Below are 26,717 nucleotides of genomic sequence, written 5' to 3' on the forward strand. Positions count from 1 at the left end.
CACTCAGAGACTCCAGCGCAAGCCGCAGTTCCGGCACGGGGCGGGCGGCGCGTCGGAGAGGAGCGACGTGCGGAAGTCGCGATAGGCCGGGCCGTTCCAGATCTCCCGGAGCGTGGCCTGCGTCGCGTCGCCCAGCGTGTAGTTGGAATAGCCGCGCACCGAGAACGGCGCGATGCAGCAGGGCAGTGCCCGTCCGTGGGCGGTGAAGTACATCAAGGACCAGGGTCGCCGACAGGTGGCCCAGGCGCGGTCCTCCTGCCGCTTCAGGCTGATCCCGGGCTCTGTCGCACCCGAGGCGTCGAGCGTAACACCGAGTTCCCGGCCGAGCGTCTGCGCCGCCTCGATGGCCGCGGTCTCCTCGGCCTGCGTGCTCTCGAACAGCGACAGGTCGGCGCGGGCCATGCCGTACCCGGCCTCGTCGAAGACGAGGCGCTGCAGGTGCACCTCGGTCACGCCCATCTCGGCGGCGAGCCGCACGAAGGCCGGGAGCTGGTCCACGGTCTCCTTGAGGCCCGTCAGCCAAAGTGACACCCGGGGCGTCGTGGCGCCGGCCGCCTTCTGGAACGCGACGAACCTGCCGACGTCGCGCACGATGCGGTCGAAGAAGTCCTTGCCCCGCACCCTGCGGTAAGAGGCCCGGTCGGCGGCGTCGAGGGACACGCGCAACTCGTCGAGACCGGTGTCGATCAGCTCCCGGAAGCGCTTCGGCTGCATCAGGGTGCCGTTGGTGTTGAACAGGACGTAGGTGCCGCGATCCTTGAGGTAGCGGACCATCCGCGGCAGGTCCTCGACCAGCATCGGCTCGCCGACCCCGTGGAGCACGACCCGGGCGACGTTCGGCACCTGGTCGACGATCCGCGTGAACAGATCCCAGCTCATGTCGGCCGGGGGCTCCAGGGTCTCGAAGGTGCGCGGGCAGGTCTCGCACAGCAGGTTGCAGCGGTTCGTGACCTCCAGATAGAGGCAGACCGGCGGCGCCACGGCCTCGGAGGCGCGGTCGGCGCCGACCGCCTCGAAGTAGCGGCGCGGATCCTTCAGGGCGGCTGAGGCCGTCATCGGGCGGTTCCTTCCGGAAGGGCGGCGAGGGGTGTGGTGCGGGCCTGCCACAGCGCGCGGGCGGCCAGGACGAGGGCCGGGACGAAGACCAGCGACGGCCAGAGGAAGCGGTCGTTGAACGGATCGATCAGGAACAGGATCGGCGCCGCGCCGAGCCAGATCAGGACCGGGGCCGGCGCGACCACCGCGGGCAGCGCCAGCCAGGGGTAGTACCAAGCGTAGTGCGGGCTCGCCGCGCAGGTGGTGAGGGCGGCGAGGAGCCCGGCATCGCGGCACAGCGCGACCGCGTCGGGCGCGGGTGCCCGGTCCCGGCCGAAGGCGATCCGGAGCGCGAGCGCGGCGAGCGTCAGGCCGGCGCAGACCATATAGGTTCGCAGCAGGCCCGGGGGGCTAAGTCCCAGGTGGCCGAGTCCGGCGAGCAGCCAGTAGCCCGCGCCGGTCTCGTACCCCTCCTCGGCCCCGTAGCCCCCGGCGAAGCCGAGCACGTTCGCGCCGGCGCCGAGATAGGGCAGGTAGAGGACCGCGATCACGGCCGCCCCGAGGAGCATCGGCCGCCACAGCCGGCCACCGCGCACGAAGGCGGGCGCCACCGCGACGGGCAGCAGCTTCACCAGCGTCGCCACGCCGAGCACCGCGCCCGCGAGCCCGTACCGACGGCGGGTGCGGGCGAGCAGCGCGAGGCCGAGGAGGCCGATCGCCACGGCGTCGACGTGCCCGTCGCAGGCGAAGGACCACAGCGCGAGCGGGTTCCAGGCGTAGATCAGGATGCGGACCGACGGCAGGCCGGCGCCGTGCAGGATCGCGAGCATCGCCAGCACGCCCAGGGCCTCGAAGCCCAGCATCGCGAGTTTCATCGCGGTGACGCCGTGCGAGACCTGGCCCACCGCGGCGAAGACCATCTGCGCCGCGGGCGGGTAGATCGTGCGAGCGTAATCCTTCCGGTTGATCAGCGGGTAGACCGCCGGATCGCGCAACTGTTCGAGTGCCGGATCGGCCGGGATGTAGCGGTAGGGGTTGATCCCGGCGGCCTGGACCTGCCCGTCCCAGACGTAGCGGTAGATGTCGCTCGACAGGAACGGCGGGGCCGGCAGCAGCACGGCCCGCATCAGCACGGCGATGCCGAGGATCATCCACACGGCCGTGCGCGGCAGGTGCTCCCGCAGCACCAGGCGGACGGCGAGGAGGTAGACCGCGAGGCCGACCGCGACCACGCCGACGAAGACGTTGGCGCGGGCCACCGAGCCGACGGTGTCCGCCCCCGGCACGTGGACCGCGAGCGCGCCGACAGTGACGGCCAGCAGCAGGAGGCCGAGCGCCCCGAGCCGGCGCGCGGGGCTGGCGAGGAGCCGGGTCATGCCGGAACGGGCTCCGACAGCCGCGCCAGGACCGCGCGCGTCGCCGGTGCCGCGTAGCCGGCGGACTCGGCGCAGAGCCGGGCGAGCGAGACCGCGTCGTCGACGTCGTACCAGGGCTCCAGCTCGACGAGCTCGAGGCCGATCTCGCGCGCCCGGGCGCGTGTCGCGGCGGCGACGGTGTCGGTGCTCCAGGCGATCTCGGCGAACAGGCGGGCATGGGTCTGCTTGAGGCCGAGGATGTAGTAGCCGCCGTCGTCGCAGGCGCCGAGCACCCCCCTCTCGCCCGGCGCGAGCAGGATCCGGGCTGCCGCGACCAGGACGTGCGTCGGCAGGGTCGGGATGTCGGAGCTGAGCACGCAGGCGGCTGCGTGGCCGTGCGCCAGCATGGCCTCGACGGCCTGCAGCAGGCAGCGGCCGAAGCCTTCGACCGACGCCGGGACCGGCGTGCTGCCATCCGCCAGGACGAGGTGCGTTCCGACGGCCAGATGCGGGACCACCGAGGTCTCGGCGCCATGCGGCGCGTAGGCCGCGTAGGCGGCGATCGGCGCGGCGCGCGCCGCCTCCAAGATGTTGGCGGTCGTGTCGCGCAGGAAGGCGGCGCTCAGGGTCGCGGCCTGGTCGGGGGTCAGCGGCGGGCACAGCCGCGTCTTGGAGCGGCCGCTCCGCGGAGCCTTGGCCATGACGCCGATCGCGCAGGTCGCGGCCGGTCCGGACATCGGTCCTCGTGCCATTTCCGAGCCTCCTGCGTGATCAGTGGAAGGGGCGGACGATCCCGATGCGGAGCGTCTCGTCCGGTGGGATTTCGGTGGCCGAGCCGGGCGTGTAGGTCGGCAGCGCGCGCAGGCGCTCCGGCGTCAGACCGATGAGGGCGACGTACTCGCCGAGCAGCGCCACCGCCTCGACCGGCACAGCCACGAGCCGGGATCCGGTCCCGCTCCAGGCGATCGGCTGCAGGCCGAGCCACGTCAGCCCCAGCGCACCGTCGAGGCGCACGAGCACAGCGACGGCGCCGTCCCCCCGGCGGACGAGGCCCGTGACGCGCCCGAGGACGGGTTGGGATTCCTCCGGCTGGAGCAGGAAGCGACCAGCGAGGTCGCCGGCGCGTACCGGCTGCGGAAACCGGCTGGCCGCGCGACCGGCCATCTCGGGGGCGGTCATGCCGGGCTTCGGCATGTGCTCGGGGGCCGGCGAGGGGCCGGCCGTCTGCGCCCGCCCCGGCCCGGCGGTAGCCAGCGTCAGAAGGACGGCGCCGAGAGCGCTTCGGATCGCGTGGGCGCTCACAGGCCGGCGAACCAGCTGAAACCGCGGCTCTCCCAGTAGCCGCCGGGATAGGTGTTGGTGACCTCGATGGCGGTGATCCACTTCGGGTTCTTGAAGCCGAGCTTGACCGCGGTGCGCAGGCGCAGCGGATAGCCGTACGGGTCCGGCAGGTCCTGGCCGGCGTAGCGGGTGGCGAGCAGCGTCTGGGGGTGCAGCGCGCTGGCCATGTCGATGCTGCTCGGGTAGTCGTCCGCCGTCTTGAAGGCGACGTACCTGGCGGTGAGGTCGGCGCCGACGCGCTCCAGGAAGGCGCGGAGCGGCACGCCCGACCACTGCCCGATGTAGTCCCAGCCCTCCACGCAGACGTGGCGGATGATGATCTCGCGCTCGGGAAGTTCCGCGATCTGGCGGCGCGTCCAGGGGCGCTTGTCGGAAATCAGGCCGGCGAGTTCGAGCCGCCACGCTTCTCCGTCGACCGGCTTCACGTCCTCGACGTCGTAATAAGCGTTGAATCGCGGCGGCTTCAGCACCTGAGAGGCGGGGTATTCGGGCGCGAGCTTCCGGGGATCGAACAGGGCGGCCTGCACGCCGTCGTTGAAGTCCGAGACGGCGCGGAGCGCCCGGCCGACCGCGGTCGTGTCGGTCACGTCGCAGCCGGTGAGCATCGTGAGCGCGCCCAGCGACAGACCGCCCCGCAGGAGGCCGCGCCGCTCGATCCGCCGGACCAGCGGCCGGTGATCGTCGAGGATGCCGGGATCTGGCACCTTGAGGGGACGGAAGGGCGACCTCATCGCGTCGCCTCCCGCGCCGCGGCCGCGAGGGCCGGGCGGCGGACGGGGCCGCCGGTCAGCATCGCCCACAGCGTGCGCGGCACGAGCAGGGCGAGCACGACGTGGATGGCGATGAAGCCGGCCAGCACCGTCATGCCGGCAAAGTGGACGAAGCGCGCGCCCTGGAAGCCGCCCAGCAGCGCGACGAGGCCGGAGAACTGCACCGGCTTCCAGATGGCCAGCCCGCTGACGACCTGGCTGATGCCGGCCAGGATGGCGACGATGTAGAGGATCTTCTGGACGGCGTTGTAGGTCGTCAGGTCGTCGTGGGCGAGCTTGAGCCGCAGCGTGTCGCGGAGGGTCTGCACCACGTCGCGCGGACGGATCGGCAGGAGCCGCTCGCGCAGGCGCCCGGTCGCGACGCCGTAGACGAGATAGGCGCCGCCGTTCGCAACCAGCAGCCACATGGCGGCGAAATGCCAGAGCAGGCTCTCGGCCGCCCAGGACCCGAGCCGGATCGCCTTGGGAAAGTAGAGGCCGTGCACGATGACGGAATCGTCGTAGATGCCCCAGCCGGAGCCGATCAGCACCACCATCGCCACGGCGTTCGTCCAGTGCATCACCCGCACCGGCCAGGGATGGAGCCGGCGCGACGCGGCGACGGCATCCGGGATTGCGCCCACCAGTGGGCCCTTAATCGAGGACATCACCGGCGCTCGCGCGTATGCGGTTCGGACGGCCGACCGTCGCGCGAGCGACGAGCTGACGCCGTAGCGGTGTAACGATACATCGAGCGAACTATCCTTTGATTCTGTTTGCCGCCCGACGTATCGGGTTCGGCGACGTGAGACTTTTATGAGCGGCACCGAATGTCTGGAAATATTCTAGCGGAGCTTCTCTCGACGTTGACGGTACAGGTTCATGCCTTCGCATTCTGCGAAATCCAAGCAGATTGGCGCTTGGCGAAACAAGGGACGTCGGACGCGCTCCTCGTCCATTATGTACTCGCTGGTTCCGGCACGATCGTCGTCGGCGATCAGCCGCCCGTGTCGTTCGGACCGAACTGCATGGTCATTCCGCCGCGCGGCGTGCCCCACTCGCTCGGTTTCGCGGGAGCTATCCGTACGGTTACAGCCGGGGAGGCACTCAGGGTCCTCCCCAACGGCCTGGTCGCTCTCACGGCCGGCGATGGAAGCCGCGATATCCTTCTGGCGTGCGGCTCGATCTCGGCCAGCTACGCCGGCGCGCTCGGCCTCTTCGACCGGTTGCACGGCGCATTGGTGGAGGATCTGTCGAGCGACGATCGGCTCCGGCACGCTTTCGCCTTCATGATCGAGGAGCTGGTCCAGCCCGGGCTGGGGACGCAGGAAGTGACGAGCGCGCTGATGAAGCAGTGTCTTGCGATCCTGCTGCGCGTGCACCTGAAGGAGAGAGGCACGCGCTCGCCGATCTTCGAGTCGCTGCGGGATCCCCGGCTCGTGCCGGCTCTCGCGACGATCCTCGATGCGCCCGGCGAGTCCCATACGGTCGACAGCCTCGCGGCACTCTGCGGAATGAGCCGGTCCGTATTCGCCGAGCGCTTCTCCACCACGTTCGGCGAGGGCCCAATCGAGTACCTGCACCGAGTCCGTCTGCGGCTGGCGGCACAGTTGCTGGCGACCTCGCCGATGCCTGTGAAGGTGGTTGCCGCGAGTGTGGGTTACGCCAGCCGCAGCTATTTCTCGCATGCGTTCAAGGCGGCCTACGGAATGGGTCCGAACGCTTACCGCAGTTTGCGCGCGGACGCGGCGAAGGCCGCGGAACCCAGGACGACGGCGTTCGGCGACGGGCTGCCAGCCACCGGGAGCGATCGGGCGCTGGCGGGGCACGGAAGCCGATGGCCCTGACGGGGGCGCAGACAGGCGGTTCGTCATCATCGATCCGCGGCAATCTCGCGGATGAGTGCGATCGACGAAAGCCGATCGAGGTGCGTTATCGTTCGGATCGGGTGTCGCGGCGTAGCGATCGCTCGGCTTCGGCTGGTCGGCGTCCCGAGAAGCTGGCCTACGACCTACACCGATCTCGAACGGCACCGCGCGGCGGTCCTGGACCTCCGGGAAGGGCCCATACCTTCGAGCACGGGGGCCGCGGGGCGAGGCGCGCCGTCCAGATCGAGGGGGCGTCTGGCCCCGCCGAGGCGCGCCCCCGCCGCTCGGCGGAGGTGAAAGGTCAAGTGGCAGGACGACGGGGCCGCCCTCGCGCCTCGCCACGCGCCCGGGCCGGATATATCGGTCCCGGGCTCGTCAAGGCGTCGGCGGGACGTCGCCGAAGGTTGCGGACGCCAAGTCTGGCCGCGAAGAGGACGACAGCGCTTCCAGGAACGCGAGAACGTCCGCCTTCTCCGTCGCCGTCAGGTCGAGCGGTCTGATCTGTCGCGAGCGGCTGGGCCGTTCGATGCCGCCGCGATCGTACAGGTCGATGACCTGGCCCAGCGTGGCCACCGAACCGTCGTGCATGTAGGGCGCGCGCTTCGCCACGTCCCGCAGCGTCGGCGTCTTGAAGGCGTAGCGCAGCGCCGTCGACGACTTGATGAAGCGGCCGCGGCCGATGTCCGCGCCCGTACCCACCCCGATGTCGTGGAACGATCCATCGGTGAACGACCACCCGGAGTGGCACCCGGCGCAGCCCGCGCGCCCGTTGAAGAGGGCGAAGCCGCGTTGCGCCGACGCGGCGATCGCCTCGTCGTCACCGGCGATCCATCGGTCGAAGGGACTTGTACCGGGGACGATCAATCGTTCGAAGGTCGCGATCGCCGCCTCGAGCCGCTCGGGGGTAACCTCCGGGTCTCGGAAGGCCGCCGCGAAGGCGGCACGGTAGCTCTCGTCCTCGGACAAGCGTTCGACGGCCTCCGCCATGGTCAGATTCATGTTTGCAGGCGCCATGAGCGGGACTGGGGTCACCGCCTCCAGGTCACGAAACTTCCCGTCCCAACCGAGCGGACCGTCCTGCCAAGCCATGTTCAGGAGCGTCGGGCTGCGCAGGTCCATGTCCGTTTGGTCGAGCGCGGCGGCACGTGAGCGCCCGTCGCCCCAGGCGAGGTCCGGCAGGTGGCAGGTCACGCAGGCCCGCGTGCGATCGCCGGACAGGATCGGGTCGAAGAACAGTCTGCGGCCGAGCTCGGCCTTCGCAGCCGAATAAGGATTGTCGGCGGGGAACGGGATTTCGGCCGGGACGCGGTACGCTGCACGCCTCTCCCCATCCCAGGATGCGAGGATGGTTCTGGGTGGGCCGGGGAAGCCGAGGAAACCCGCGAGTGCAACTGCGACGACGCAGGCTTTCCGTCGAACAGATGGTCTCATGAGAGCCACGCTAGAACCTGATAGGTTTAGAATGGATGATCCCGCCCGGTGATAAGAGGCGCTTCCGTCGGCGACGGTCGAGGGTCCGTCGTCCCCGATCGCGTTCCCATGCCCTCGATGCGGCAAACCAATCGTCCCCGGTTCATCTAAGCAAGGCCGCCGCCGATCATCTACGTCCGCGATCCATCGACGATCGCGCCCGCACCACATCGAAGCCGCCGGACGCGATCGTCGTACCGCGACTTGGGACGACCGTCCGCCTTGGCCGGCTCACTTCTCTGCGCAAGGCGACAGACATACGCCTTCATAGACGACCGACCGGATTCGGCCGGTCTCGAGGAGCGTACGGATGGGGCCATGCCGGACGCTCGACTTCGTCCGGGACTGGACGCAGGCCGGGATCGCATATCATGGCGATCGAGATCCGTCGCTCGGAACCGGCGGCGAGGGGCGATCCGCGGTTTGCTCCGAAGTCGGGATGATCCGCTCGCGGGCGGCCGAACCGGGCCAGCGGCCGATCCCGGCCAGAGCGATGTCGTGCGGATCCGCGGCGGCGCCCTGAACCGGCGCCTTCGCCATGGGATGGAAGGTGGCCCGAACAATATCCTTCCCCGTTGCGTCCGGATGTCCGTCCCGCACCGTCGTGCGGATCGCCTTCGACCTCATACCTGGCCTCAGGATATCGCACGGAGCCGCCACGATCTCCTCAATGACGGCTATGCGACGCTCCACAGGCGTCGGGCTTCCGAGTCGGGACGAATAGCCTACGTGAGCCCGCACCGACACGGACGCGGGCCGAGTTCCCTCCCCTTCATCCTGGTCACGCATGCATGAGGTCGTCTCGGGACTGGCCTCCCGAGCCCGGAACGCGCCTTCCGACTGGAACGGCCCCGTCTCCGTTGCGCCTCGATCGCTCGGCGCGCGCCGCGGCCCGGCCCACCATCGACGTTGAGATCTCCGCCCGGCTAGCTCAAACGTGAACCGGGGGCGACGGCGTCGGAGACCCATGGTTGTCGCTTTGTCGCGCAGGGGCGCCTAAATGGCCGCCATGGCAAGGCGGCCGATGACCCTCGACCCGTTCCTCACGCTCGACATCATCGACGACGATGTGTCGGCGCTCGTGGAGGCCTATCTGGCCGATCCCACGTCCAGGACGGCGGCGTTCGGGGAAGGCTATCGCATCGACCCCGCTGCCGCCGTCGCCTCGCATCCGTTCGCTCGCACGCTGATCGAACAATCCTGGGCCGGCGAGGGGCTTCGACACGCGGCCGTGCGGGCCGCCGTCTTGCTCGCGGAGCCGGAACGAGTTCGGGCTTCGTCGCGGTTATGAACCGGTCCTCGGCACGCCGCAGCATGTCGTCCCGGCGTCCCGCAGGTATGGCGATCGCGCGGTGCCGCGAGGCCGGTCCCGCGGGTAGGCGACCGCGCGGGAGCCTTTCCATGTCGCGCCGCGGCACGACCGCCTTCCTCCTTTGCGCGCTGGCCGGGGCGGTCCCTCCAGGCCATGCCTTGGCTTGGGGTGACGAGGGGCATCGCATCGTCGGCCGCATCGCCTTGCCGCTGCTGACATCGGCGGCGCGCAACCAGGTCGACGCGCTGCTGGCGGCCGACGACGACACGCTCACGGCACCTGATTTCGTCTTCCGGACTGTATGGGCCGACCGCTGGCGCGACTCGGACCGCAACTCGACGAAGGTGCGCTACGGCGCCACCGAGCAGTGGCACTTCGTCGACATCGAACTCGCGCGTCCCGACCTGTCGGACGCCTGTGCGGGGCGTAAGCCGCTGCCCGACGGTACACTTGCGAGCCAGGGGCCGGCGCGGGACTGTGTCGTCGACAAGGTCGAGCAGTTCGCCGCCGAACTCGCTGACGGGAGCCTGCCGCGAACCGAGCGGATCCTGGCGCTCAAGTTCCTGCTCCACTTCACCGGCGACCTGCACCAGCCGCTGCACGCGTCCGACAACCATGACCAGGGCGGCAACCAGGTGCAGGTGCTCTACGGGCACAACCGCGTGGCCGGCCGGCTGCACGCCTATTGGGACACAGCCGTCGTGCAGCGGATCGGGCACGACGAGGCAAAGGTCGCGGACGACCTGGCGACGGGCTTCGCTGCCGAACGCGAGGCTTGGCAGCAGGGTCGACCCGCCGCTTGGGCGCTGGAAAGCTTCGCGGCCGCCAAGGCGGCGGCCTACGCGCTGCCGACGGCGACGGTGCCGGACGAGCACGGCACGCCGGCTTATCGACTGGACGAGGCCTACGAGCGACGGGCTTCGGCCACCGCGCGCGAGCAGCTCGCCAAGGCGGGCTTCCGCTTGGCCGCATTGCTGAACGCCGCCCTCCATTAGCGAAGGCAGGGCGATGACGTCGAGACCGCATGCGGTGCCATATCCGGGATCCGGTCGTCCGAGCGCCCGGATGACCTCGCCGGAAGCCGCTTCGAGGGAGGCTCGATCGCGGCGTTGCGTGGCTTCAGGATGGATCAGTACGGCTGGAGATGTGTCGTGACGAGAGACGCACAGTGCACCATCCCCGGGCGCGCTCAGGGCGCTGCCGACGCGGCGAGGGACGAGGCCAGGAAGGTGAATGCCGAGATCGACGCGGCCTTCGGCAAGCTGGCCGAGAAGATGCGCGGTCGGGCCGTCAAGGCCAAGGCGAAGCTTGCCGGCGCGATGCAGGCCGACAGGCGCGCGATGCTGGTGCGACGCTTCGAGCTCTACGCCGATGCGGCGACCTACCTCGAGGAGCGCCTCGTCCGTCGCGGGGAGCTTCCCGCGTGAACGACATCGATCCGGCCGAGCGTTGTCCGGCGCTGCCGATCCCCACCGCGAGGGCTTGGCATGTTCGACCTGACGAAGTTGCTCGCCGACGCGCTCGGTAAGCATCTCGCGCTGACCTGCCGGCGGACCTCCGGCAGCTGGGAACCGCGCTTGACGATCGAGCGGATCGTCGGCAGCGACGCGCCCCATCACGGCGGCGAGCGTCGCATGGGCTCGGGTCGACGCCGACCGTCGGCGGAACGCGCCGGCATATGGTCGTGTCCGCGGGCCGACTGGACGACCTGATCCCGGTCGGCGAGTGACGTTTCCCCCGGCGTTGGCCGGAGTCACGGCCGACGATCGCCGCCGGAGCCCGCGACCGGCCGCCCCTGCCTGAACCGAACGTCGCGGCCGGTGGGGTCGACCCGATCCAGGATCCTGAGCCCGTGCGGGTTCTAGGGCGACTCGGGCTCGATCGGCGGGGCGTCCGGCACGCCGCGTCGTTCGCGGGCAGCATCGTCCTCGCGACCGGACGATGGATCGTCCTACGCCCGATTATGTTCCGGCCGAAGACGTATTATACCATTGGTTGTCGACACGGGACCTTGGGAAGCGTTCCATCGACGTCGAACCAGGAGGTACGAGGTGGCCGCCACGGTCTCGTGCCAATCGCATCAGGCCTGCTCGCATGTCCCGCTCCCGATACGGCGTCGGTGGCGGCGCGTCGCCGGTACGGCGACCGATCGCCAAGGGATCTGCGATGCTAGGGCGCTCGCGAAACTCGGATGGGTGGGCGCGGATCCTCGCCGGAACGCGCTCGAGGAAGCGTCCGGGATCGAGGGGCCGTATTCCGTACGCCTTCCGAACTGGCGTGACGCCGCTGGACAGGTCACGCGCGAGGAAAATTCGTCCGACCACCACACGAGAGGTGCCAAGCCTCACGCAGCCCGGCAGGATCATGGCCGATCGGCCGGGGGCGAGCTCGGGTGCCGGCCCGAGGCGATGTCCGCCGAGGTCGATCCCGCATGTCTCAAGACGTCCTTGGGAGCGTTCGTGGTGGTGCGGCGCCCCGCTCGCGTGATGTCGTGGTTCGATGCCGTCCGAAGCGAGGCGAAGGGCGGAGAGGCGGCGGGGTGACCCTTCCCGGTTGGCGCGACTGGGCGTTCTCGATCAAGACCTTCGCGGCGGCGGTGCTCGCGTTGTACCTCGCCATGTGGATCGACCTGCCTCGGCCGTACTGGGCCCTCGGCACCGTCTATATCACCTGCCAGGTCCTCGCCGGCGCGACCCGGGCCAAGGCCTTGTACCGGGTGCTCGGCACCCTGCTCGGGGCGGTCGTGACGGTCGCGCTCGTGCCGAATCTCGTCAATTCGCCGGAGCTCCTGACGCTCGCCATCGCACTCTGGGTGTCGGTCTGCCTCTACTTCTCGCTGCTCGACCGGACCCCGCGCAGCTACCTGATGATGCTCGGCGGCTACACCGCGGCCTTGATCGGCTTTCCCAGCGTCGGCGACCCCGGGACCATGTTCGACACCGCGGTGGCGCGCGCCGAAGAGATCACGCTCGGCATCCTGTGCGCCAGCCTGGTCAACACCGTCGTGCTGCCCCAGTCCGTGGCGCCGACGATCGCCGCCCGGCTGGACCTCTGGCTGCGCGACGCACGCGGCTGGGTCGCCGACGTCCTCGGCCGTGCGCACCCGACGAGGGACACGCAGGCCAAGCGGCTGAAGCTCGCCGCGGACGCCATCAGCTTCGATGCCCTGGCGACGCCGCTGCGCTACGACATGACCGGCGCCGAGCGCTCTGTCGCGGCCATGGCGACGCTGCGCCAGCACATGCTGATGTTCCTTCCCATCGCTTCGGCGGTCTCGGACCGCATCGAGGCGCTGGAAAGGGACCGGGCGCTCCCGGCCCGGGTCCGGGCGCTGCTGGACGAGATGGCCGCATGGCTCGCGTCCGGGACGACCGACCCGGCCGAGGCCGCCCGCCTCCGTGCCGCAACGGACGCCATCGAGCCCAGTCTCGCCGAAGGGGCGGAGTGGGACGACCTCGTCCTCGCGAGCCTGCTGGCGCGCCTGCGCGACTTCATCGACCTGCGCCAGGACACCCGCCTCCTCCAGCGCCACATCGCGGACGGCAGTCCGGTCGGCAAGGATCTCGCCTTCCGGTACACCGCCCAGGCGCGCACGATCCGCCATCGCGACCGCGGGATGGCCCTCCTGTCGGCGATCGGCGTGTTCCTCGCCGTCCTCCTGACCAGCGCGGTCTGGATCGCCACCGGATGGTCGGACGGCTCGGCTGCCCCGATGATGGCGGCGGTCGGATGCTGCTTCTTCGCCGCCCAGGACGACCCCGCGCCGTTCATCGTCGGCTTCGCCAACTCGGCCATCGTCGGCGCGATCGGGGCCGGGGTCTACCTGTTCGCGATCCTGCCGCTCGCGACGTCCTTCGAGATGCTGTCGCTGGCCCTGGCGCCGGGCCTCCTGCTCTGTGGGGTCTTCACGACGCAGTCGCGGACGGCGCCGATAGCGATGGGCGCGGCGGTCAACGGCTCAGCCACGCTCGCCCTCCAGGGCAGCTACACCGGCGAGTTCGCCGCCTTCGCCAACTCGTCGATCGCCGTCGTCGTCGGCATGTGGGCGGCGGCCGTGGTCATGCGCCTCGTCCGCTCGGTCGGGGCCGATCGGTCGGTCCGGCGCCTCCGGGGCGTCAACCGGCGCAGCCTCGCGCGGGCCGCCGAGCGGCAGGGCGCCCAGAACGGCCTCGAACTCGCGGCGCTCATGCTCGATCGCGTCGGCCTGATCGCTTCGCGCCTGGCCGCGTTGCCAGCGGACGACGCGGAGTGGACGGCCGACCTGCTCGCCGAGGTCCGCGTCGGCATCAACCTGGTCGAGTTGCGCCGCGACCGAGGGAGGCTCCCGGACCCTGCGAAAGTCGCGGTCGAACGACTCCTCGTTGCCCTGGCGCTCCATTTCGAAAGCGCCGCGGAAGCGTCGCCGCCCGGGCTGCTCGACATCATCGACGGGGCCCTCGACGCCGTTTGCGCCGAGGCGGCCCAAGCCCCGGGCCGTGCGGCGCTCATGGCTCTCGTGGGCATCCGCCGCGGCCTCTTCCCCGATGCGCGACGCTACCGGACGTCCCGTCCCAAGCCGCTTCCGGGGCTCGCGGCATGACCAGCGAGTTCGATCCCCACGGTGTGTTCGTGCCAAGCCTGGCGCCCTGAATGCTGCTCGCGTTCGCCGTCCGACCGCCGCTGCGGTGGCTCCTCGCCCGGACCGGATCCTATCGCTTGGTCTGGCATCGTCCGTCACGATCTCGCCCCCTACGTCGTCCTGCCCGGCTTCGTGGTGCGCTTCGCGAAGCTGCTTGCCAGCTAACCCGCCCGAACTCCCTCGCACTCGTCGCCGCCTCGTCCGTGAGGTCTACCATGCCGCGGTTCCTCACCCTCTCGGTCCGCCTCGCCGTCACCCTTTCGATGGTGGCCGCGGCCGCCGTCGTCGGCCTCGCGCTCTGGGACTACTACATGGACGCGCCCTGGACCCGGGACGGCCGCGTGCGCGCCGACGTGGTCGAGGTCGCTCCCGACGTCTCCGGCCTCGTCACCGAGGTGCTGGTCGAGGACAACCAGACCGTGAAGCGCGGCGACGTGCTGTTCAAAATCGATCCCGCGCGCTTCACCCTGGCCCTGCGGCAGGCCGACGCCATCGTCGAGGGCAAGATGGCGACCGCCGAGCAGGCCGCGGCCGACTACCAGCGCTACAGCAAGCTTAGCGATGCCGCCGTCTCGCAGCAGAAGGTGGAATTGGCCCGGGCGACGGACCTCGCGGCCAAGGCCGCCTACGATCAGGCCGTGGCCGACCGCGACCTCGCCCGGCTGAACCTCGAGCGCTCGGCGGTGAAGGCGTCGGTCAACGGCCGCATCACCAACATGGAACTGCGCCCTGGCAACTACGTCAACACCGGCAAGGGCGTGATGGCGCTGGTCGACCGCGACACGCTCCGGGTCGAGGGCTACTTCGAGGAGACCAAGCTGCCGCGCATCCACGTCGGCGACAAGGCGAGCATCCACCTGATGGGCGAGGACGGCCTGATCACCGGCCACGTCGAGAGCGTGGCCGGCGGCATCGAGGACCGGGAGCGTTCGGCCGGCGCGAACCTGCTCGCCAACGTCAACCCGACCTTCGCGTGGGTGCGGCTCGCCCAGCGCATTCCCGTGCGGATCAAGCTGGACGGCGCGCCCGACCAGACGAGGTTGGTCTCGGGCAGGACCGCGACGGTCTCCGTCGAGCCCCGGGGCGAGATGCCGAAGTTCGACCCCTTCGCCTTGCTGCGCCGTGCCTCGAAGCAGCTCGACGAGCGACGCGGACCTCGGCAGAGATGAACGCCCGTCGAAGCGCCGCGCGACGAAACCGAACCGGGCGAGGTGCTGATGATGCCGGGCAGATGAAGGCAGCCGAGGCCGCAGCGGGCGCCACGCGGATAGAGGCGTTACGATCTCAGTCGATCCCTTGGCAGGGTGAGCGCTTGCGGTGGAACCTCGGAACGCGCGGAGCCTGACCGGACATGGAACCGCTCTTTGACACCTCCGTGATCGAGCGCCCCTGCACGCCCGACGAGGTCGCGGCCGCCGAAGCCGCTCTTGGCTTTGCCTTTCCCCCGTCCTATCGCCGGTTCTGCCTGACTTACGGACCAGGCTTGATCGGCGGCCACTTCGCGGTCGCGACGCCGATGCCCGATTCCGACCACCCGCTCGCGATCACCGTCACCAACCCAAGGGCCGACCAACGCTTCCGGCACGACATGGCGTGGCATGCCGAGGAAGGCTTCGTGTTCGGCGTCGACGTCTACGAGGGCGTGGACCCTGCGATCCTCGGCCGGGCGCGCTTCTTCGGCATGAGCTACAATGGCGAGAGGCTGTTCTGGGATGTGCGCCCCGGTTCGGATGAGTACGGCATCTACGTCCTCGGATACGACGGCTCGACCGTCCGGCCGGGCGGGGCGACGCTCGACACGCTTATCCGCGACAGCCAGACGGATCGGATCAAAGCTATCTTCGGTCCCGGCTACGCGCCGCTGCCGCGCACCTTCGCACGCTTCACGCCGCGACCGGAGTAGCCGGGACGGCGGCTCCGATGCAGACGTTGAGACCGCATGCTCCAACGACCGCTTCCCGGATCGGGCTTGGACGAAGCTCGTCGCATGCGATGTCGGGCGGGATCGCGGGTGCGGCGTCGCGGGCGGCATGAGCATCCGGGAATTCCAGACCCTCGCCGCCTACCGTCGATCTGTCATCGTGATGTCGAGGAAGAACGAGGCAGGAGTCACCCTTCCGTCGAGGAGATGAGGCAGCCGTGTCGTGACATCATCGCCCCAGCATGGATCATCGCCCGGCGAGCGGAGGAGCGGCCCGCATTGCAACGGTTTGCGGGCAGCCCGGTCGATCTGTCCGCAGCATGCGATCGCCGCTGAGATAGCCACGACGGGCACCGACAACTGTCGGGCATCGTTGTGTCGGAACGGTAATCAATCCGCTGATCCGCAAACTCGACCGCGCCGGCGGCCTGACCGAAGCGGATCGCGACCTACTCCGGCGCGTATGCGCGACGACGCGAACGGTCGAATCGCGACGAGACCTCATCCGACAAGAGGACCGATTTGAGAACGTCCATCTCGTGCTCGACGGCTTCGCCTGCCGCTACAAGGTTCTGACGACCGGTGCTCGCCAGATCGTGGCTCTGATGGTGTCCGGCGACTTTTGCGATCTGCACGTCGCCATCCTGGGCAGGATGGATCACGGCATCGCCACGCTGACGCCCTGCACGATGGTCCAGATCCCACGGACCACGATCCTGGAGCTGACCGAGAACCATCCGGGCATCGCCCGTGCCCTTTGGTGGGCCACGGCGGTGGACAAGGCCGTGCTTCGCGAGTGGCTGGTCGACATCCGGTCGGCGCGGAGCCGATCAGCGATTGGCGCACCTTCTCTGCGAATTGCTGCTACGGCTCCAGATGGCCGGTGGCGCGAACGGCTGCCCCATGCCGATCCGGCAAGGAGACCTCGCCGACATGACGGGTCTGACCGACGTGCACGTGAACTGCACTCTACAGGCACTCCGCGACGAGAACTTGATCGTGTTGCGCAGCCGGCGTTTGGACGTGCCGGACATCGAGCGGCTGAGGGCGTTCTGCGGTTTCAACCCGGACTATCTGCACCTGCTCCCACGAGATGGTGTGTGCGCCGCTCGCTAGCTGGAAGGGCGCGGCTGACCCGCCATTCACACCGCGGGGGTCGCCGATGTACTGGGGCCACGAGACGCCCAAAGGCGCTCGAGGAATGGACGACCTCACCCCGTCACCGGTACGGTCGAGGGCGGCGGTCAGAACCATACGATTACCGCTGGCACAAGCCTAACGCCGGCGGCGTGTCCATTCGCGTATCGCCGGAGGCCGACTCTTCCCCCGAGGATGCGAACGCCGCAGGCAAAACCGTCCTCGTGGCGTTCGGTGCGGCCTCGCAGGTGTGACGCGAACGGTCGACCGAATCCCGTCAAGAACACCGCGTCGCCGACCTCGGCCCGTAGCCGAACAGACGGTCGACCGGGACGCGGAGCAGCCCGCCGCGCCGAGACGAACGGGAGTTTGCCAGCAACCTCGAAAGGCATCATGGGTTAGTTGGCACCTGCCGGCTTGGTCGGGCTGAGCACGCAACAGCGCCGTGTGCGGCGACCTTCGAGGACGATGACCGCATGGGTCGGGACGAGTGCGAGAGGGGCGCGGTCGACCTCCGTCTGCTGCGTGCGGCGGTGGAGGCATCCGGCGAGGCCATCCTGATCACCTCGGCCGAACTCGACGAGCCCGGCCCCCGCATCGAGTATGCGAACCCCGCCTTCACCCGCATGACCGGCTACGCGGCGCACGAGGTGCTCGGCCGGTCGCCGCGGTTCCTGCAGGGCCCCGGCACCGAGCGTGCCGAGCTGGACCGGCTCCGCGCCGCCCTCGAAGCCGGCGAGCCGGGCCAGGGCGAGGCGCTCAACTACCGCAAGGACGGCTCGACCTACGTCGTCGAGTGGCTGATCACGCCGGTGCGCGAGGCGGACGGCCGCATCACCCACTGGGTCTCCGCCCAGCGCGACATCACCGAGCGGCGCGGTGTCGAGGACCGGCAGGCGCTGATGGTTCGCGAGCTGCACCATCGCGTGAAGAACACCCTCGCCACGGTTCAGGCCGTGCTGAACGCGACCGCCCGCTCGTCGCTCTCCATCCCCGAGTTCACCCGGGCCCTCACGGGCCGGATCGCCTCGCTGGCCCGCACCCACGCACTGATCACCGAAGACCTCGCCCAGGCCGCCTCGTTCGAGGAGCTGCTGCGCGCCGAGCTCGACCCGTACGGGGAGCGGGGACGACTGACCTTGGAAGGCCCGAAGGTCGGGCTCCCCTCCGCGCTCGCGGTGCCGGTCAGCATGGCCTTGCACGAACTCACCACCAACGCCCTGCGGCACGGCTCGCTCGCCGACCCCGACGGCCGCCTCCAGGTCACGTGGCGGCTGGAGGACGGCGCCGCGGGATGCGCGCTGCGCTGGGACTGGAGCGTGCACGACGGGCCGCCCGCCGCGCCTCCGACGCGCGAGGGCTTCGGCTCCCGCCTCCTCAACAAGGTCCTGGCGACGCAGACCGGGGCGGAGGTGGACGTCGCCTTCGCCTCGGACGGGCTGAGGGTTTCAGTCCGGATGCCTCTGCCGGCGCCTCGTTCCTGAGTACCATACTTCACGCGAAGCCATGAAGCATGGCCGCTCGACGGAGAGCGTCGGCTCGGCGAGATTGGCTCTCCGAGCCGACGCGCGGTTCCGGTCCTGGCGACGGCGTCCCCATCGACCAAAGGGGCTGCCCGCGTCGGTGTCGGGCAAGATCTCGTAGTGGGTGGCGCCGCACTCGGGCAGCGAAACCGCTGGCGCTTCACCTCGACCCAGGCGGTTTGCGACTGCACGGGGAAGTCGCGATAGCGCTGCCGCTTCGTGCTGTTCTTGTCGAGGATCCATAGGGGGTAGCAGGTCGGAGGCAAGCGAGTGCGCTGGCCCTGCGCCTGATGATCGCCCTGGCGCGGGCATGGACGGCACGCAGGCGCCGTCGCTGCCTTTCCCGCACGCCGCGCCGCCTTCCAGGGCGCAGCCCCGGGCTGCCGGACGCATGACCGCAAGTCATCGATCGGCGAAAACAAATCGGTTGCCTTATGGCGGGATTGCCCGGCTACAGGGGGTCTGGTTTCGAAGGGCCCGCTCGCGGGGGCGGGATCCGATCGTGATGCGTCATCGGCACCTCCTGCAGGAGCGCGGCTGGCCGCCGGGTCCCCCGCTCGGGAATCCCATCCTCACGCTCGCCGAATCCCCGCCGTCGCCGCTCCGGAACGAGCCCTATGGCCACCGGCCCTTGTGCCTCAGCCCTGCCTGGCCCCGCGTGCCGGATTGGACCGTCGCCCATGCCTCCATGGCCCAGGTGACTCGATGCCGGTGCGGATCGCGGATCGCGATTGAGTACCACTGCCGGTCGGGCGCTCCGATTCGGCCGGCGGAGGTGATCGAGGCGAGTGCGGGAGACGGCCCGGATGCGCGATTCCCAATCAACGATCCGTCGGGAGGACAGCGATATGGATCATGCAAGATCTGGAAAATTCAGGTTCGTGATATTCTCGTCGATCGTCGTGATCGCGATGATCAACTACATCGACCGCGGTGCGATCTCCTACGCGGCGGCCGACATCACGGCCGAGTACAACCTGGATCGTGCGGCCTGGGGCGCCGTGCTCGGCTATTTCGGGTACGGCTACATATTCGGTGCTCTGATCGGCGGCGCCCTGGGCGATCGCTTCGGCGCCAAGCTGGTCTGGCTGGTCGCAGGCGTCGCCTGGTCGCTGTTCGAGATCGCGACGGCCTACGCGGGCGATTTCGGGGTGGCGGCACTGGGTGGCTCGGCCCTTGCAGGCTTCGCTGTCGTCCGCGTCCTGTTCGGGTTCTCGGAGGGGCCGGCCTACTCCATCATCAACAAGACAGTCGGGAACTGGGCCACGCCGCGCGAGCGCGGCTTCGCGGTCGCGATCGGGTTGCTCAGCACGCCCCTGGGTGCGCTCTTAACGGCACCCATGGCAGTCGGCTTGCTGCTGCTCACCGGCAGCTGGCGCGCGATGTTCTGGATCCTTGGTCTGACAGGGCTGATCGCGCTCCTCGCCTTCATGCGCATCTTCACCAACCGTCCCGAGGAAAACCCGCGTGTCAGTGCGGCAGAACTCGCCGAGATTCGGAGCGCGACAGACGATCGGGGCGTCGGATCGGCCCCGGCCTTCGGTGGCGCGACCGACATCCCGTGGTGGGTGTTCTTCACTAGCCGAACCATGATCTTCAATACCATCGGCTACTTCGCCTTCATCTACGTCAATTTCATGTTGTTGACCTGGACCCCAAAATATCTGCAAGATCAATTCCACTTCAACCTGGCTTCGCTCTGGTACTTGGGCATGATCCCGTGGACGGGACCGTGTGTCACGGTCCTGCTGGGCGGCCGCTTCTCCGATTGGCTTCTCAAACGGACCGGAAACCTGCGCATCGCGCGCAGCTGGTTCGCCGCGCTCACGCTGCTCCTGACGACGGTCGTCTTTCTCGGGGTTTCGCAGGCCACGAGCCCCGCCGCCGTGATCGCCCTGATGACGCTGGGCAATAGCCTGAACGCGCTCGTCAACACCGTGTACTGGACCGTGGTGATCGACACCGCCCCCCGCGAGCACCTCGGGGCTTGGAGCGGCTTCATGCACTTCTTCGCCAATATCGGCTCGGTGCTCGCGCCAACGCTGGCGGGGATCCTGGCGAGCGCCTATGGCTACCAAGCGATGTTCATCGCGACGGCTGTCGCGACCGGGATCGGTATGGCGGCTATGCTGCTCGTCCGGCCGGGGCTCCTGCCGCACCGTGGCAGAACCGCAATCCTGGCCTCGGCCGCTGGGGGCCGGGCCGGCCGCGAACGATAGGGACCGGTGCGGCTCGGCCGCCTATTCGGCGGTGCGGCCACGTCGCGCGCTGTCGCGCCGGAAACCGCGCCGCCGACGCCGGTCGTTCGCAAGTCCGCGGACCCTCACGCGCCGCTCCGGTCGTCGACCTGCGGTTCGCCGCTGGGTGACCGCACCGTGCGGCCGGGGCGAGCGGGCGCTGTTTCGATCCGCGACCGAGGACCCCGCCGGATGTCGGGCGGCCGAGGCCGCGCGCGGGCGAGCCTCGCCGAACGGGCAGGGCGCGGCTCGGATCGCCCCGTTTCGCATGACCGGAGATCATGCATGGCCTCCGAAAAATCGTTTGTCGACCTCGCCGCCTTGCTCAGACTGCGGTCCAGGAAGCCGCGTGCGTTCGGCCCGCGGGACCGGTCGGGAGGGAGCTCCATGGGAAAGCCAGGATGGTTGAGGGGTTGTCTGGTCGCGTCGAGCTTCCTCGCGGTCGCCTCGCCGGCGTACGCCCAGACGCCGGACAAGCCCAGGATCTCCGACGGAATCGTGAAGCTTGGCGTGCTGACGGACATGTCCGGGTCTTACGCGGACTACTCCGGGGAAGGATCGCTCACGGCCGTGAAGATGGCGGTCGAGGACTTCGGTGGCAGCGTCGCGGGTGTCCCGATCAAGGTCGTGGCTGCGGACCACCAGCACAAAACCGACGTCGGCGTGTCGATAGCGCGGACTTGGTACGATGTCGAACAGGTCGACGCCATCCTTGATGTGTCGAATTCTGCGGTCGCATTAGCGGTCATGAACGTGACGAAGGAGAAGAACAAAATAGTCATGCTTGGCGGTGTCAGCACGCCCAAAGTGACCACCGATTCCTGCACGCCTAACAGCATACAATACATATACGATGCCAATGCCCTCTCTAACGTTGTCGGCAAGGCACTGGTTCGCCAGGGGGGCAGTTCCTGGTATTTCCTGACCGTCGACTTCGCCTTCGGTCATGGGCTCGAGAAAACCACCGCCGACGTCGTGAGGGCCGGACACGGAAAGGTCGTCGGCAGCGCACGCTTTCCGCTCAACACGGTGGATTTCTCGTCCTACTTGCTCCAGGCCCAGGCCTCGCAGGCCAAGGTCGTGGCGCTCGCCAGCGCCGGGGCGGACACGATCAACGCGATCAAGGGGGCCGCCGAGTTCGGGCTCGCCGCCGGTGACCAGAGGGTGGCCACGCTGTTGACCTTCATCACCGACGTCCACAGCATGGGATTGGACCAAGCACAGGGCCTGCTGCTCGCGACGGCCTTCTACTGGGACCTCGACGACGAGACCCGGCGATGGTCCCGCCGGTTCTTCGAGCGCGTGCACCGGATGCCGACGATGGTGCAGGCGGGTATGTACTCCGCGGCGATGCACTATCTCAAAAGCGTGGCGGAAACCGGAACCGACGACGCGACAGTCACGATGCAGAACATGAAGTCGCGGCCGATCAACGATTTCTTTTCGCGCGGCGGCCACATCAGGAGCGATGGCCTTCATGTGCATGACATGCTCATGATGGAAGTCAAACAACCCAAAGACTCGAAGTATCCCTGGGATTATTACAGCTTCAGGTCGAGGGTCTCGGCTGATGAGGCGTTCTCGCCGCCGGTCGAAGGAGCCTGCGCCGCTGCGCGTTGAGAGCCGCGGCCAGATGCCGTGGTCGCGGTGCGTTCAAACTCGGGATCGCTCATGAACATCGTCAGCCTATTTCGATATCCGGTGAAGGGCCTGTCCGCCGAGGGGTTGCCGCAGGTCGAGCTGCGAGCCGGCCACGGGTTCCCGGACGATCGCCGGTACGCCGTCACCGACGGGTCGCTCGCGTTCGATCCGGAGCATCCGGTCCCGGCCCCGAAGACCCAGTTCCTGATGCTGGCGAAGTACCATCGCCTCGCCCGGTTGAAGACGCGCTTCCGCCCCTCTCCGGACCGCCTCGAGGTGGAGGACGGCGACGGCGCGCGGACCTTCGACCTAGAGCCGGAGCTTGGGCGCCAGGAATTGGCTGACTACCTCGCGAAGGTCGTGCAGGAACCGTTGCCCGGCACGCCTCGGGTCGTGAGCGCGCAAGGCCATCAGTTCACCGACGTCAGCGTCCATTCCGTGAGCTTGATGCGTTCCGTGTCCCTCATCAATCTTGCGACCGTCGAAGATCTCGGAACGCACCTGGGACGCGATCTGGACCCGATCCGCTTCCGCGCGAACATCTATTTCGACGGAGCCGAGGCATGGTCGGAGCTCGATTGGCTGGGCAGGCGCCTGAGCATAGGCGGCACGGTGCTGAAGGTCGTTCGGCGCACGAAGAGGTGCGCCGCCACGAACGTCAATCCGAGGACGGCTGAACGCGACGCGAACCTCCCGCTCGCGATCCGCGAGTACCGGGATCACGGGGATCTCGGTTTCTATGCCGAGGTGGAGGAGGAGGGCTGCATCGCGCCCGGCGACACGCTACGGCTCGACCCTGCGTGAGCGGCGATCAAACGCCATCGCATTGGTCGACGAGCCATCCCGCGAACAACTTGACGTCCTTGGACCCGGCTCGATCCTTCGGATACAGGATGTAATAGGCACCTGCGCTCGGAACCTGTAGCTCGAACGGGCGAAGAAGCTCGTCCCGCCATTCCAGGTTCTCGATCTCGACCGTGGGAACGCAGGCGACGCCCGTGCCTTCGCGCGCCGCCATGACCGCCATGAACGAATGGCCGACATCGATGCGCCCGGCGCCGTCCGCCATGTCGGAGCCGGAGGCCCGGAACCAAGCGGGCCAGCAGTCCGGACGCCTGAGGTTGTGGATCAGGGGCAGGCGCTTCAGGTCGGCGAGCGTGGCGACCGGTCCTACGCGGTCGGCGAGCCTGCGGCTTAGCACGGGCGTGATCCGATCTTCCCAGAGAGGCGACACGATCACGTCGTCCCACGACTCCGTCATGCGGAAGTCGATCTGCGGCGCCAGGGCGTCGTAGGCGTTGCCCGGAAGCTTCCCGACGCGCATCGCGACGTCGATGCCGTCGCGCTTGAAATTGACGGGCTCAAGGGAGGACGAGACTTGGAGCCGGATCTCCGGATGGCCGATCATGAAGGCGGTGAGCCGCTGCATCAGCCATAACGCGCCGATCGTGGGCAGGACGCTCACCGAGAGGACGCGCGCCTCGGAAAGGCTCCGAGCGGTCGCGCGCTCGATCACGTCGAGGGCGCTCGTTGCTGCCGCCAGATAGTCTTGCCCGAACGACGTGAGCTCCACCTGCCTCGTCAGTCGCCTGAACAGCCGCGCATGGAGGAACTCCTCCAGCAGCTTCACCTGCCTGCTTATCGCCCCTTGCGTGACGTTCAGCTCGTCCGCGGCCTTGGAGAAGCTGAGGTGTCGCCCGGCGGCCTCGAAGGCGCGGAGCGCCAGCAACGGTGGAAGGCGACGTTTCATCAGGCTGCTACGCGTTGCGCCCGGATCCTGTCCGGTGGGGACGTGACTTCCCGGGCGCTGATCCTGACACACCTGAAGGATCGGGTGCCAGCGATTCAGCCGGTTCCATCGCGCCGCCACCAAGCATGCACGGGCGAGGGCGGCTCGGGTATGGCGGCGATGGCTCCCGCAAGTTCCGAGCCGAGCGCGAGCAGTTGCCGGTCGCTCCCGCGTGGCCCGATCAGGGACAGTCCGAGCGGGGCTCCCGACATCCGGAGCACGGGGAGGGACAGCTGGGGGCAGCCGGTATGGCCCGCCAAGGACGTTAGACCCATGGCGATCCCGCGGTAACGCTCCAACGTCTCGATCGAGCTTGTGCGGAGCGGAGCGGCTCCGGGGACGGTGGGGACGACGATCACGCCGGCTTCCTTCCATACGGCGGCCACCAGGGCGCAGATCTGGTCCCTGGTCGCCTGTGCGGCCTCGACCTCGGGGGCCGTGATGCGGCGCGCGGCCTCCACCCGGTCGGAAACGCCCGGCCCGAGGGTCGGCCGGACATCCGAGACCCAGGGGCCGAGTTCCTCCCAGACCTCCGCGAACTGCAGGGTGCGGAAGGCCTGGAACCAGGGACCGAAGCCGTCGTCGGCCAGGCGTCGGTCGAGGAATCGTGCGGCCGGCAAGGACCCCTCGACGACGGCCCGGACGTCGGCGGCCTGGGGTTCGTCCAGCAACTCCCAGGCCCCGGGGTCCCAAAGGGCGGCCGAGGCGTCGAGCCGGATGCCGTCCGGGGGCAGGAGCGCGTCGCCCATCGCCACGAGCAGACGGGGATCCCGGGCGAACCAACCGACCGTGTCGAACGAAGGGGCGAGTCGACGCACGCCGTCGCTCGACACGGCACCATGGGTCGGACGGAAGCCGAAGATGCCGCAGAAGCTGGCCGGTACCCGGACGGAACCGGCCGTGTCCGTGCCGAGCGCGACGTCGCACAGCCTGGCCGCCACGGCGGCGGCGGACCCGCAGGACGACCCGCCCGTCAGGCGACCGGGTGCCGTGGCGTTCCGAGGGGCGCCGAAGTGGTGGTTCGCACCGCTGAGGCTGAAGGCGAGCTCGTCGGTGATCGTCATCCCGACGACCTGCGCCCCATGCCCCAACACATGGCCCACCGCCGACGCGTGCCGGGAGGCGGGAGCGTGCGTCGCCGCCCAATCGGGGTTTCCGTAGCCCGAGACACGCCCATCGATGTCGAAGACATCCTTGACCGCGCAAACGACTCCGTCCAGCGGGCCGGAGGCGGTGGGTGGCAGCAGCAGGCGTGGTCCCGGCATGAACGCACCGACGGGATCCGCCTCGCTGGCCTCTGACAAGGGCTTCATGATCGAAACTCCCTATCGGTGGACAAACCGTGACCCGGGTCGCCTGAGCGAGCGCGCCGCACGCAGGCGTCGAACGACTCTGCGACGAGATCCGGGGAGAGATCCTCGACGATGAATATCAGGAACGACGACCGATCGTCGCCGGGCCACTCATCGAGATGCTCGGGGAAGTACGCCATGTGGCGCACGCAATTGATCAAGACCGGTGCGGCTGCGCCCTCGAGTGCGAGGAAGCCTTTCACGCGCAGGACGCGGTCGCCGTGCGCGTGAAGCAGCATGGACAACCAGAGCGCGAGCCTGGTCCAGTCGAGGGTCTCCTCGACATGGAGCGAGAAGCTGATCCGTTCCACGGCGTCGCAGGCATAGGGCGGGCGCGCGGCCCTCGACGGCCGTGACATCCGGAACGAACCTGCGCCGGACGGAGCGCATGCGGGGAGGTCAGGTCCGGAGCGTCCGGGCCGTATGGACGGCACGAGTGCGGGAAGCTCGTGCATGAGCAGCTTCCCGGCCGTAAGGCATGGCGCCTGCGGCAGGATGCTGCCGACGAGCCCTCGCATGGCTTCAACCCGGTCGTCGCCCACCAAATCGGTCTTGGTCAGCAGCACGACGTCCGCGGCCTCGATCTGCCTTCTCTGCTCCTGGGCGGACCGGACGTTCTCCGCCGGCTGCAGGCAGTCCACCATCGTGACCGTCAGCGCGATCCTCAACTGGCCATTGAGGTAAGGGTTGGAGATGATGGCGGCGATCACCGGCAGCGGCTCCGCGAGACCGCTCAGCTCGATCACGACGCTGCTGAACGAGGACGAGCGACGGTCGAGCGACAGGATGCGCTGCAGCTCCTCCTGCACGCCCCTGTCCGCCCTGCAGCAGAGGCAGCCGTTGGAGAGGAGGGCCACGGCGTCGGCGCTCGTCCGAAGGATAAGGTCGTCCACCCCGTAATCGGCGGCTTCGTTCACCACCAACAGCGCGCCGGAGAGCGCCCCATCGGCGAGCGAGCGTCGCAGGAACGTGGTCTTGCCGCTCCCAAGCGGACCGGCGACGATCGTCACCGGGATCCGGTGATCGCTGGAACCCTCGGTCATCGCCGTCGGCGCCCGGCATTCTCAAGGTGGGCTATGAAGGCGGGCTCGAGCGGGTCGAGCGGCTTGCCCGCGAGGCGCTCGATGCCCTCCCAGACCTGGGGGAGGCTCTCCGCGATCAAGCTCGCGCCCGATTGCGTTTCGAGGATCCAGGAGGAATGCATCCAGTCCCGGACCGAGACCCCTCGATGCGCCGCGACCTCCGACAGGTCCCTGGCCTGGGCCAATCGTAGGGCGATCGGCTGGCCGCTCGCTCTCGCCCGCCCCGGAAGGCTGCTGGCGTTCGACCAGTGGGCCATGCCGCCCCAGAGCCCGCACATGCCGCACAT

At 69.0% G+C, this 26,717-nt stretch carries 23 protein-coding genes and 2 pseudogenes; 14 read left to right on the top strand and 11 right to left on the bottom strand.

What is annotated here, in order from left to right; translation table 11 throughout:
* Positions 1 to 3: 3 nt before the first annotated feature.
* The 6 genes from BKE41_RS26470 to BKE41_RS26495 form a co-directional block, all read right to left on the bottom strand.
* Positions 4 to 1,056 (bottom strand): radical SAM protein, encoded by a 1,053-nt coding sequence (locus BKE41_RS26470; protein ID WP_071000351.1) that lies wholly within the window; start codon positions 1,054 to 1,056, stop codon positions 4 to 6.
* Positions 1,053 to 2,411, bottom strand: a complete 1,359-nt coding sequence (locus tag BKE41_RS26475) for a glycosyltransferase 87 family protein (RefSeq protein ID WP_071000352.1) — start codon at positions 2,409 to 2,411, stop codon at positions 1,053 to 1,055. Before BKE41_RS26475 ends, BKE41_RS26470 begins: the two co-directional genes overlap by 4 nt.
* Positions 2,408 to 3,127: a DUF2064 domain-containing protein gene (locus BKE41_RS26480; RefSeq protein WP_071000353.1), complete on the bottom strand. Its 720-nt coding sequence runs from the start codon at positions 3,125 to 3,127 to the stop codon at positions 2,408 to 2,410. The genes BKE41_RS26475 and BKE41_RS26480 overlap by 4 nt, the downstream gene beginning before the upstream one ends.
* A gap of 34 nt (positions 3,128 to 3,161) precedes the next feature.
* On the bottom strand, positions 3,162 to 3,569 hold the full coding sequence (locus BKE41_RS26485; protein WP_245295846.1) for a hypothetical protein: 408 nt from the start codon (positions 3,567 to 3,569) through the stop codon (positions 3,162 to 3,164).
* A 119-nt stretch (positions 3,570 to 3,688) separates the two neighbouring features.
* Entirely contained in the window at positions 3,689 to 4,462 is a 774-nt protein-coding gene (locus BKE41_RS26490) for a molybdopterin-dependent oxidoreductase (protein ID WP_071000355.1), read from the bottom strand.
* Positions 4,459 to 5,148: a cytochrome b/b6 domain-containing protein gene (locus BKE41_RS26495; RefSeq protein ID WP_071000356.1), complete on the bottom strand. Its 690-nt coding sequence runs from the start codon at positions 5,146 to 5,148 to the stop codon at positions 4,459 to 4,461. Before BKE41_RS26495 ends, BKE41_RS26490 begins: the two co-directional genes overlap by 4 nt.
* 198 nt (positions 5,149 to 5,346) lie before the next feature.
* Here BKE41_RS26495 and BKE41_RS26500 point away from each other — a divergent pair, with 198 nt between their 5' ends.
* A complete protein-coding gene (locus BKE41_RS26500) occupies positions 5,347 to 6,327 on the top strand; it encodes an AraC family transcriptional regulator (RefSeq protein WP_245295847.1) in 981 nt (326 codons plus the stop codon).
* Between the two features lie 396 nt (positions 6,328 to 6,723).
* Here the strand turns inward: BKE41_RS26500 and BKE41_RS26505 are convergent, their stop codons facing one another.
* Positions 6,724 to 7,779 carry a cytochrome c peroxidase gene (locus BKE41_RS26505; RefSeq protein ID WP_083374506.1) on the bottom strand — a complete coding sequence of 352 codons (1,056 nt, stop codon included), beginning with the start codon at positions 7,777 to 7,779 and terminating at the stop codon, positions 6,724 to 6,726.
* A gap of 1,063 nt (positions 7,780 to 8,842) precedes the next feature.
* On the opposite strand from BKE41_RS26505, the gene BKE41_RS26510 reads away from it, so the two are divergent.
* From BKE41_RS26510 to BKE41_RS26565, 13 genes and pseudogenes are all read left to right on the top strand, one after another.
* On the top strand, positions 8,843 to 9,109 hold the full coding sequence (locus BKE41_RS26510) for a hypothetical protein (protein ID WP_159392791.1): 267 nt from the start codon (positions 8,843 to 8,845) through the stop codon (positions 9,107 to 9,109).
* 110 nt (positions 9,110 to 9,219) lie between these two features.
* Positions 9,220 to 10,125 carry a S1/P1 nuclease gene (locus BKE41_RS26515; RefSeq protein WP_071000357.1) on the top strand — a complete coding sequence of 302 codons (906 nt, stop codon included), beginning with the start codon at positions 9,220 to 9,222 and terminating at the stop codon, positions 10,123 to 10,125.
* 156 nt (positions 10,126 to 10,281) lie between these two features.
* Positions 10,282 to 10,557 (top strand): hypothetical protein, encoded by a 276-nt coding sequence (locus BKE41_RS26520; RefSeq protein WP_071000777.1) that lies wholly within the window; start codon positions 10,282 to 10,284, stop codon positions 10,555 to 10,557.
* 60 nt (positions 10,558 to 10,617) lie between these two features.
* Complete coding sequence (locus BKE41_RS32315; protein ID WP_071000358.1) at positions 10,618 to 10,842, top strand: hypothetical protein; 225 nt, start codon at positions 10,618 to 10,620, stop codon at positions 10,840 to 10,842.
* Between the two features lie 827 nt (positions 10,843 to 11,669).
* A complete protein-coding gene (locus BKE41_RS26530; protein WP_071000359.1) occupies positions 11,670 to 13,709 on the top strand; it encodes an FUSC family protein in 2,040 nt (679 codons plus the stop codon).
* A 254-nt stretch (positions 13,710 to 13,963) separates the two neighbouring features.
* Entirely contained in the window at positions 13,964 to 14,917 is a 954-nt protein-coding gene (locus BKE41_RS26535; protein WP_071000360.1) for an HlyD family secretion protein, read from the top strand.
* A 206-nt stretch (positions 14,918 to 15,123) separates the two neighbouring features.
* Complete coding sequence (locus BKE41_RS26540) at positions 15,124 to 15,651, top strand: SMI1/KNR4 family protein (protein ID WP_159392792.1); 528 nt, start codon at positions 15,124 to 15,126, stop codon at positions 15,649 to 15,651.
* A gap of 557 nt (positions 15,652 to 16,208) precedes the next feature.
* Positions 16,209 to 16,346 (top strand): annotated as a pseudogene (locus tag BKE41_RS32320) (Crp/Fnr family transcriptional regulator); the annotation flags it as partial.
* 160 nt (positions 16,347 to 16,506) lie between these two features.
* Positions 16,507 to 16,785 (top strand): helix-turn-helix domain-containing protein, encoded by a 279-nt coding sequence (locus BKE41_RS32325; RefSeq protein ID WP_245295848.1) that lies wholly within the window; start codon positions 16,507 to 16,509, stop codon positions 16,783 to 16,785.
* 497 nt (positions 16,786 to 17,282) lie between these two features.
* A complete protein-coding gene (locus tag BKE41_RS26550) occupies positions 17,283 to 18,290 on the top strand; it encodes an HWE histidine kinase domain-containing protein (RefSeq protein WP_071000362.1) in 1,008 nt (335 codons plus the stop codon).
* Positions 18,291 to 19,177: 887 nt separating this feature from the next.
* Positions 19,178 to 20,476: pseudogene (locus BKE41_RS26555) on the top strand (MFS transporter); the annotation flags it as partial.
* 375 nt (positions 20,477 to 20,851) lie between these two features.
* Positions 20,852 to 22,186, top strand: a complete 1,335-nt coding sequence (locus BKE41_RS26560) for an ABC transporter substrate-binding protein (protein ID WP_245295849.1) — start codon at positions 20,852 to 20,854, stop codon at positions 22,184 to 22,186.
* A gap of 51 nt (positions 22,187 to 22,237) precedes the next feature.
* The gene (locus BKE41_RS26565) at positions 22,238 to 23,011 is read left to right on the top strand and encodes an MOSC domain-containing protein (protein ID WP_071000364.1); all 774 of its coding nucleotides are present in this window, start codon (positions 22,238 to 22,240) and stop codon (positions 23,009 to 23,011) included.
* A gap of 7 nt (positions 23,012 to 23,018) precedes the next feature.
* Here the strand turns inward: BKE41_RS26565 and BKE41_RS26570 are convergent, their stop codons facing one another.
* The 4 genes from BKE41_RS26570 to BKE41_RS26585 form a co-directional block, all read right to left on the bottom strand.
* Entirely contained in the window at positions 23,019 to 23,957 is a 939-nt protein-coding gene (locus BKE41_RS26570; protein ID WP_083374446.1) for a LysR substrate-binding domain-containing protein, read from the bottom strand.
* A 95-nt stretch (positions 23,958 to 24,052) separates the two neighbouring features.
* Positions 24,053 to 25,300 carry an amidase gene (locus tag BKE41_RS26575; protein WP_159392793.1) on the bottom strand — a complete coding sequence of 416 codons (1,248 nt, stop codon included), beginning with the start codon at positions 25,298 to 25,300 and terminating at the stop codon, positions 24,053 to 24,055.
* Positions 25,301 to 25,305: 5 nt separating this feature from the next.
* Positions 25,306 to 26,391 (bottom strand): GTP-binding protein, encoded by a 1,086-nt coding sequence (locus tag BKE41_RS26580; RefSeq protein WP_071000367.1) that lies wholly within the window; start codon positions 26,389 to 26,391, stop codon positions 25,306 to 25,308.
* The gene (locus BKE41_RS26585; protein WP_159392794.1) at positions 26,388 to 26,708 is read right to left on the bottom strand and encodes a hypothetical protein; all 321 of its coding nucleotides are present in this window, start codon (positions 26,706 to 26,708) and stop codon (positions 26,388 to 26,390) included. Before BKE41_RS26585 ends, BKE41_RS26580 begins: the two co-directional genes overlap by 4 nt.
* Positions 26,709 to 26,717 lie beyond the last annotated feature (9 nt).

The organism is Methylobacterium sp. C1, from assembly GCF_001854385.1.
Lineage (GTDB): Bacteria > Pseudomonadota > Alphaproteobacteria > Rhizobiales > Beijerinckiaceae > Methylobacterium > Methylobacterium radiotolerans.

What these genes read in the sequence shown, in the direction of transcription:
- BKE41_RS26470 (WP_071000351.1), bottom strand. Translation starts at nt 1,056, where the DNA reads ATGACGGCCTCAGCCGCCCTGAAGGATCCGCGCCGCTACTTCGAGGCG.
- BKE41_RS26475 (WP_071000352.1), bottom strand. Translation starts at nt 2,411, where the DNA reads ATGACCCGGCTCCTCGCCAGCCCCGCGCGCCGGCTCGGGGCGCTCGGC.
- BKE41_RS26480 (WP_071000353.1), bottom strand. Translation starts at nt 3,127, where the DNA reads ATGTCCGGACCGGCCGCGACCTGCGCGATCGGCGTCATGGCCAAGGCT.
- BKE41_RS26485 (WP_245295846.1), bottom strand. Translation starts at nt 3,569, where the DNA reads ATGACCGCCCCCGAGATGGCCGGTCGCGCGGCCAGCCGGTTTCCGCAG.
- BKE41_RS26490 (WP_071000355.1), bottom strand. Translation starts at nt 4,462, where the DNA reads ATGAGGTCGCCCTTCCGTCCCCTCAAGGTGCCAGATCCCGGCATCCTC.
- BKE41_RS26495 (WP_071000356.1), bottom strand. Translation starts at nt 5,148, where the DNA reads ATGTCCTCGATTAAGGGCCCACTGGTGGGCGCAATCCCGGATGCCGTC.
- BKE41_RS26505 (WP_083374506.1), bottom strand. Translation starts at nt 7,779, where the DNA reads ATGAGACCATCTGTTCGACGGAAAGCCTGCGTCGTCGCAGTTGCACTC.
- BKE41_RS26510 (WP_159392791.1), top strand. Translation starts at nt 8,843, where the DNA reads ATGACCCTCGACCCGTTCCTCACGCTCGACATCATCGACGACGATGTG.
- BKE41_RS26515 (WP_071000357.1), top strand. Translation starts at nt 9,220, where the DNA reads ATGTCGCGCCGCGGCACGACCGCCTTCCTCCTTTGCGCGCTGGCCGGG.
- BKE41_RS32315 (WP_071000358.1), top strand. Translation starts at nt 10,618, where the DNA reads ATGTTCGACCTGACGAAGTTGCTCGCCGACGCGCTCGGTAAGCATCTC.
- BKE41_RS26535 (WP_071000360.1), top strand. Translation starts at nt 13,964, where the DNA reads ATGCCGCGGTTCCTCACCCTCTCGGTCCGCCTCGCCGTCACCCTTTCG.
- BKE41_RS26550 (WP_071000362.1), top strand. Translation starts at nt 17,283, where the DNA reads ATGGGTCGGGACGAGTGCGAGAGGGGCGCGGTCGACCTCCGTCTGCTG.
- BKE41_RS26560 (WP_245295849.1), top strand. Translation starts at nt 20,852, where the DNA reads ATGGCCTCCGAAAAATCGTTTGTCGACCTCGCCGCCTTGCTCAGACTG.
- BKE41_RS26565 (WP_071000364.1), top strand. Translation starts at nt 22,238, where the DNA reads ATGAACATCGTCAGCCTATTTCGATATCCGGTGAAGGGCCTGTCCGCC.
- BKE41_RS26570 (WP_083374446.1), bottom strand. Translation starts at nt 23,957, where the DNA reads ATGAAACGTCGCCTTCCACCGTTGCTGGCGCTCCGCGCCTTCGAGGCC.
- BKE41_RS26580 (WP_071000367.1), bottom strand. Translation starts at nt 26,391, where the DNA reads ATGACCGAGGGTTCCAGCGATCACCGGATCCCGGTGACGATCGTCGCC.
- BKE41_RS26585 (WP_159392794.1), bottom strand. Translation starts at nt 26,708, where the DNA reads ATGTGCGGGCTCTGGGGCGGCATGGCCCACTGGTCGAACGCCAGCAGC.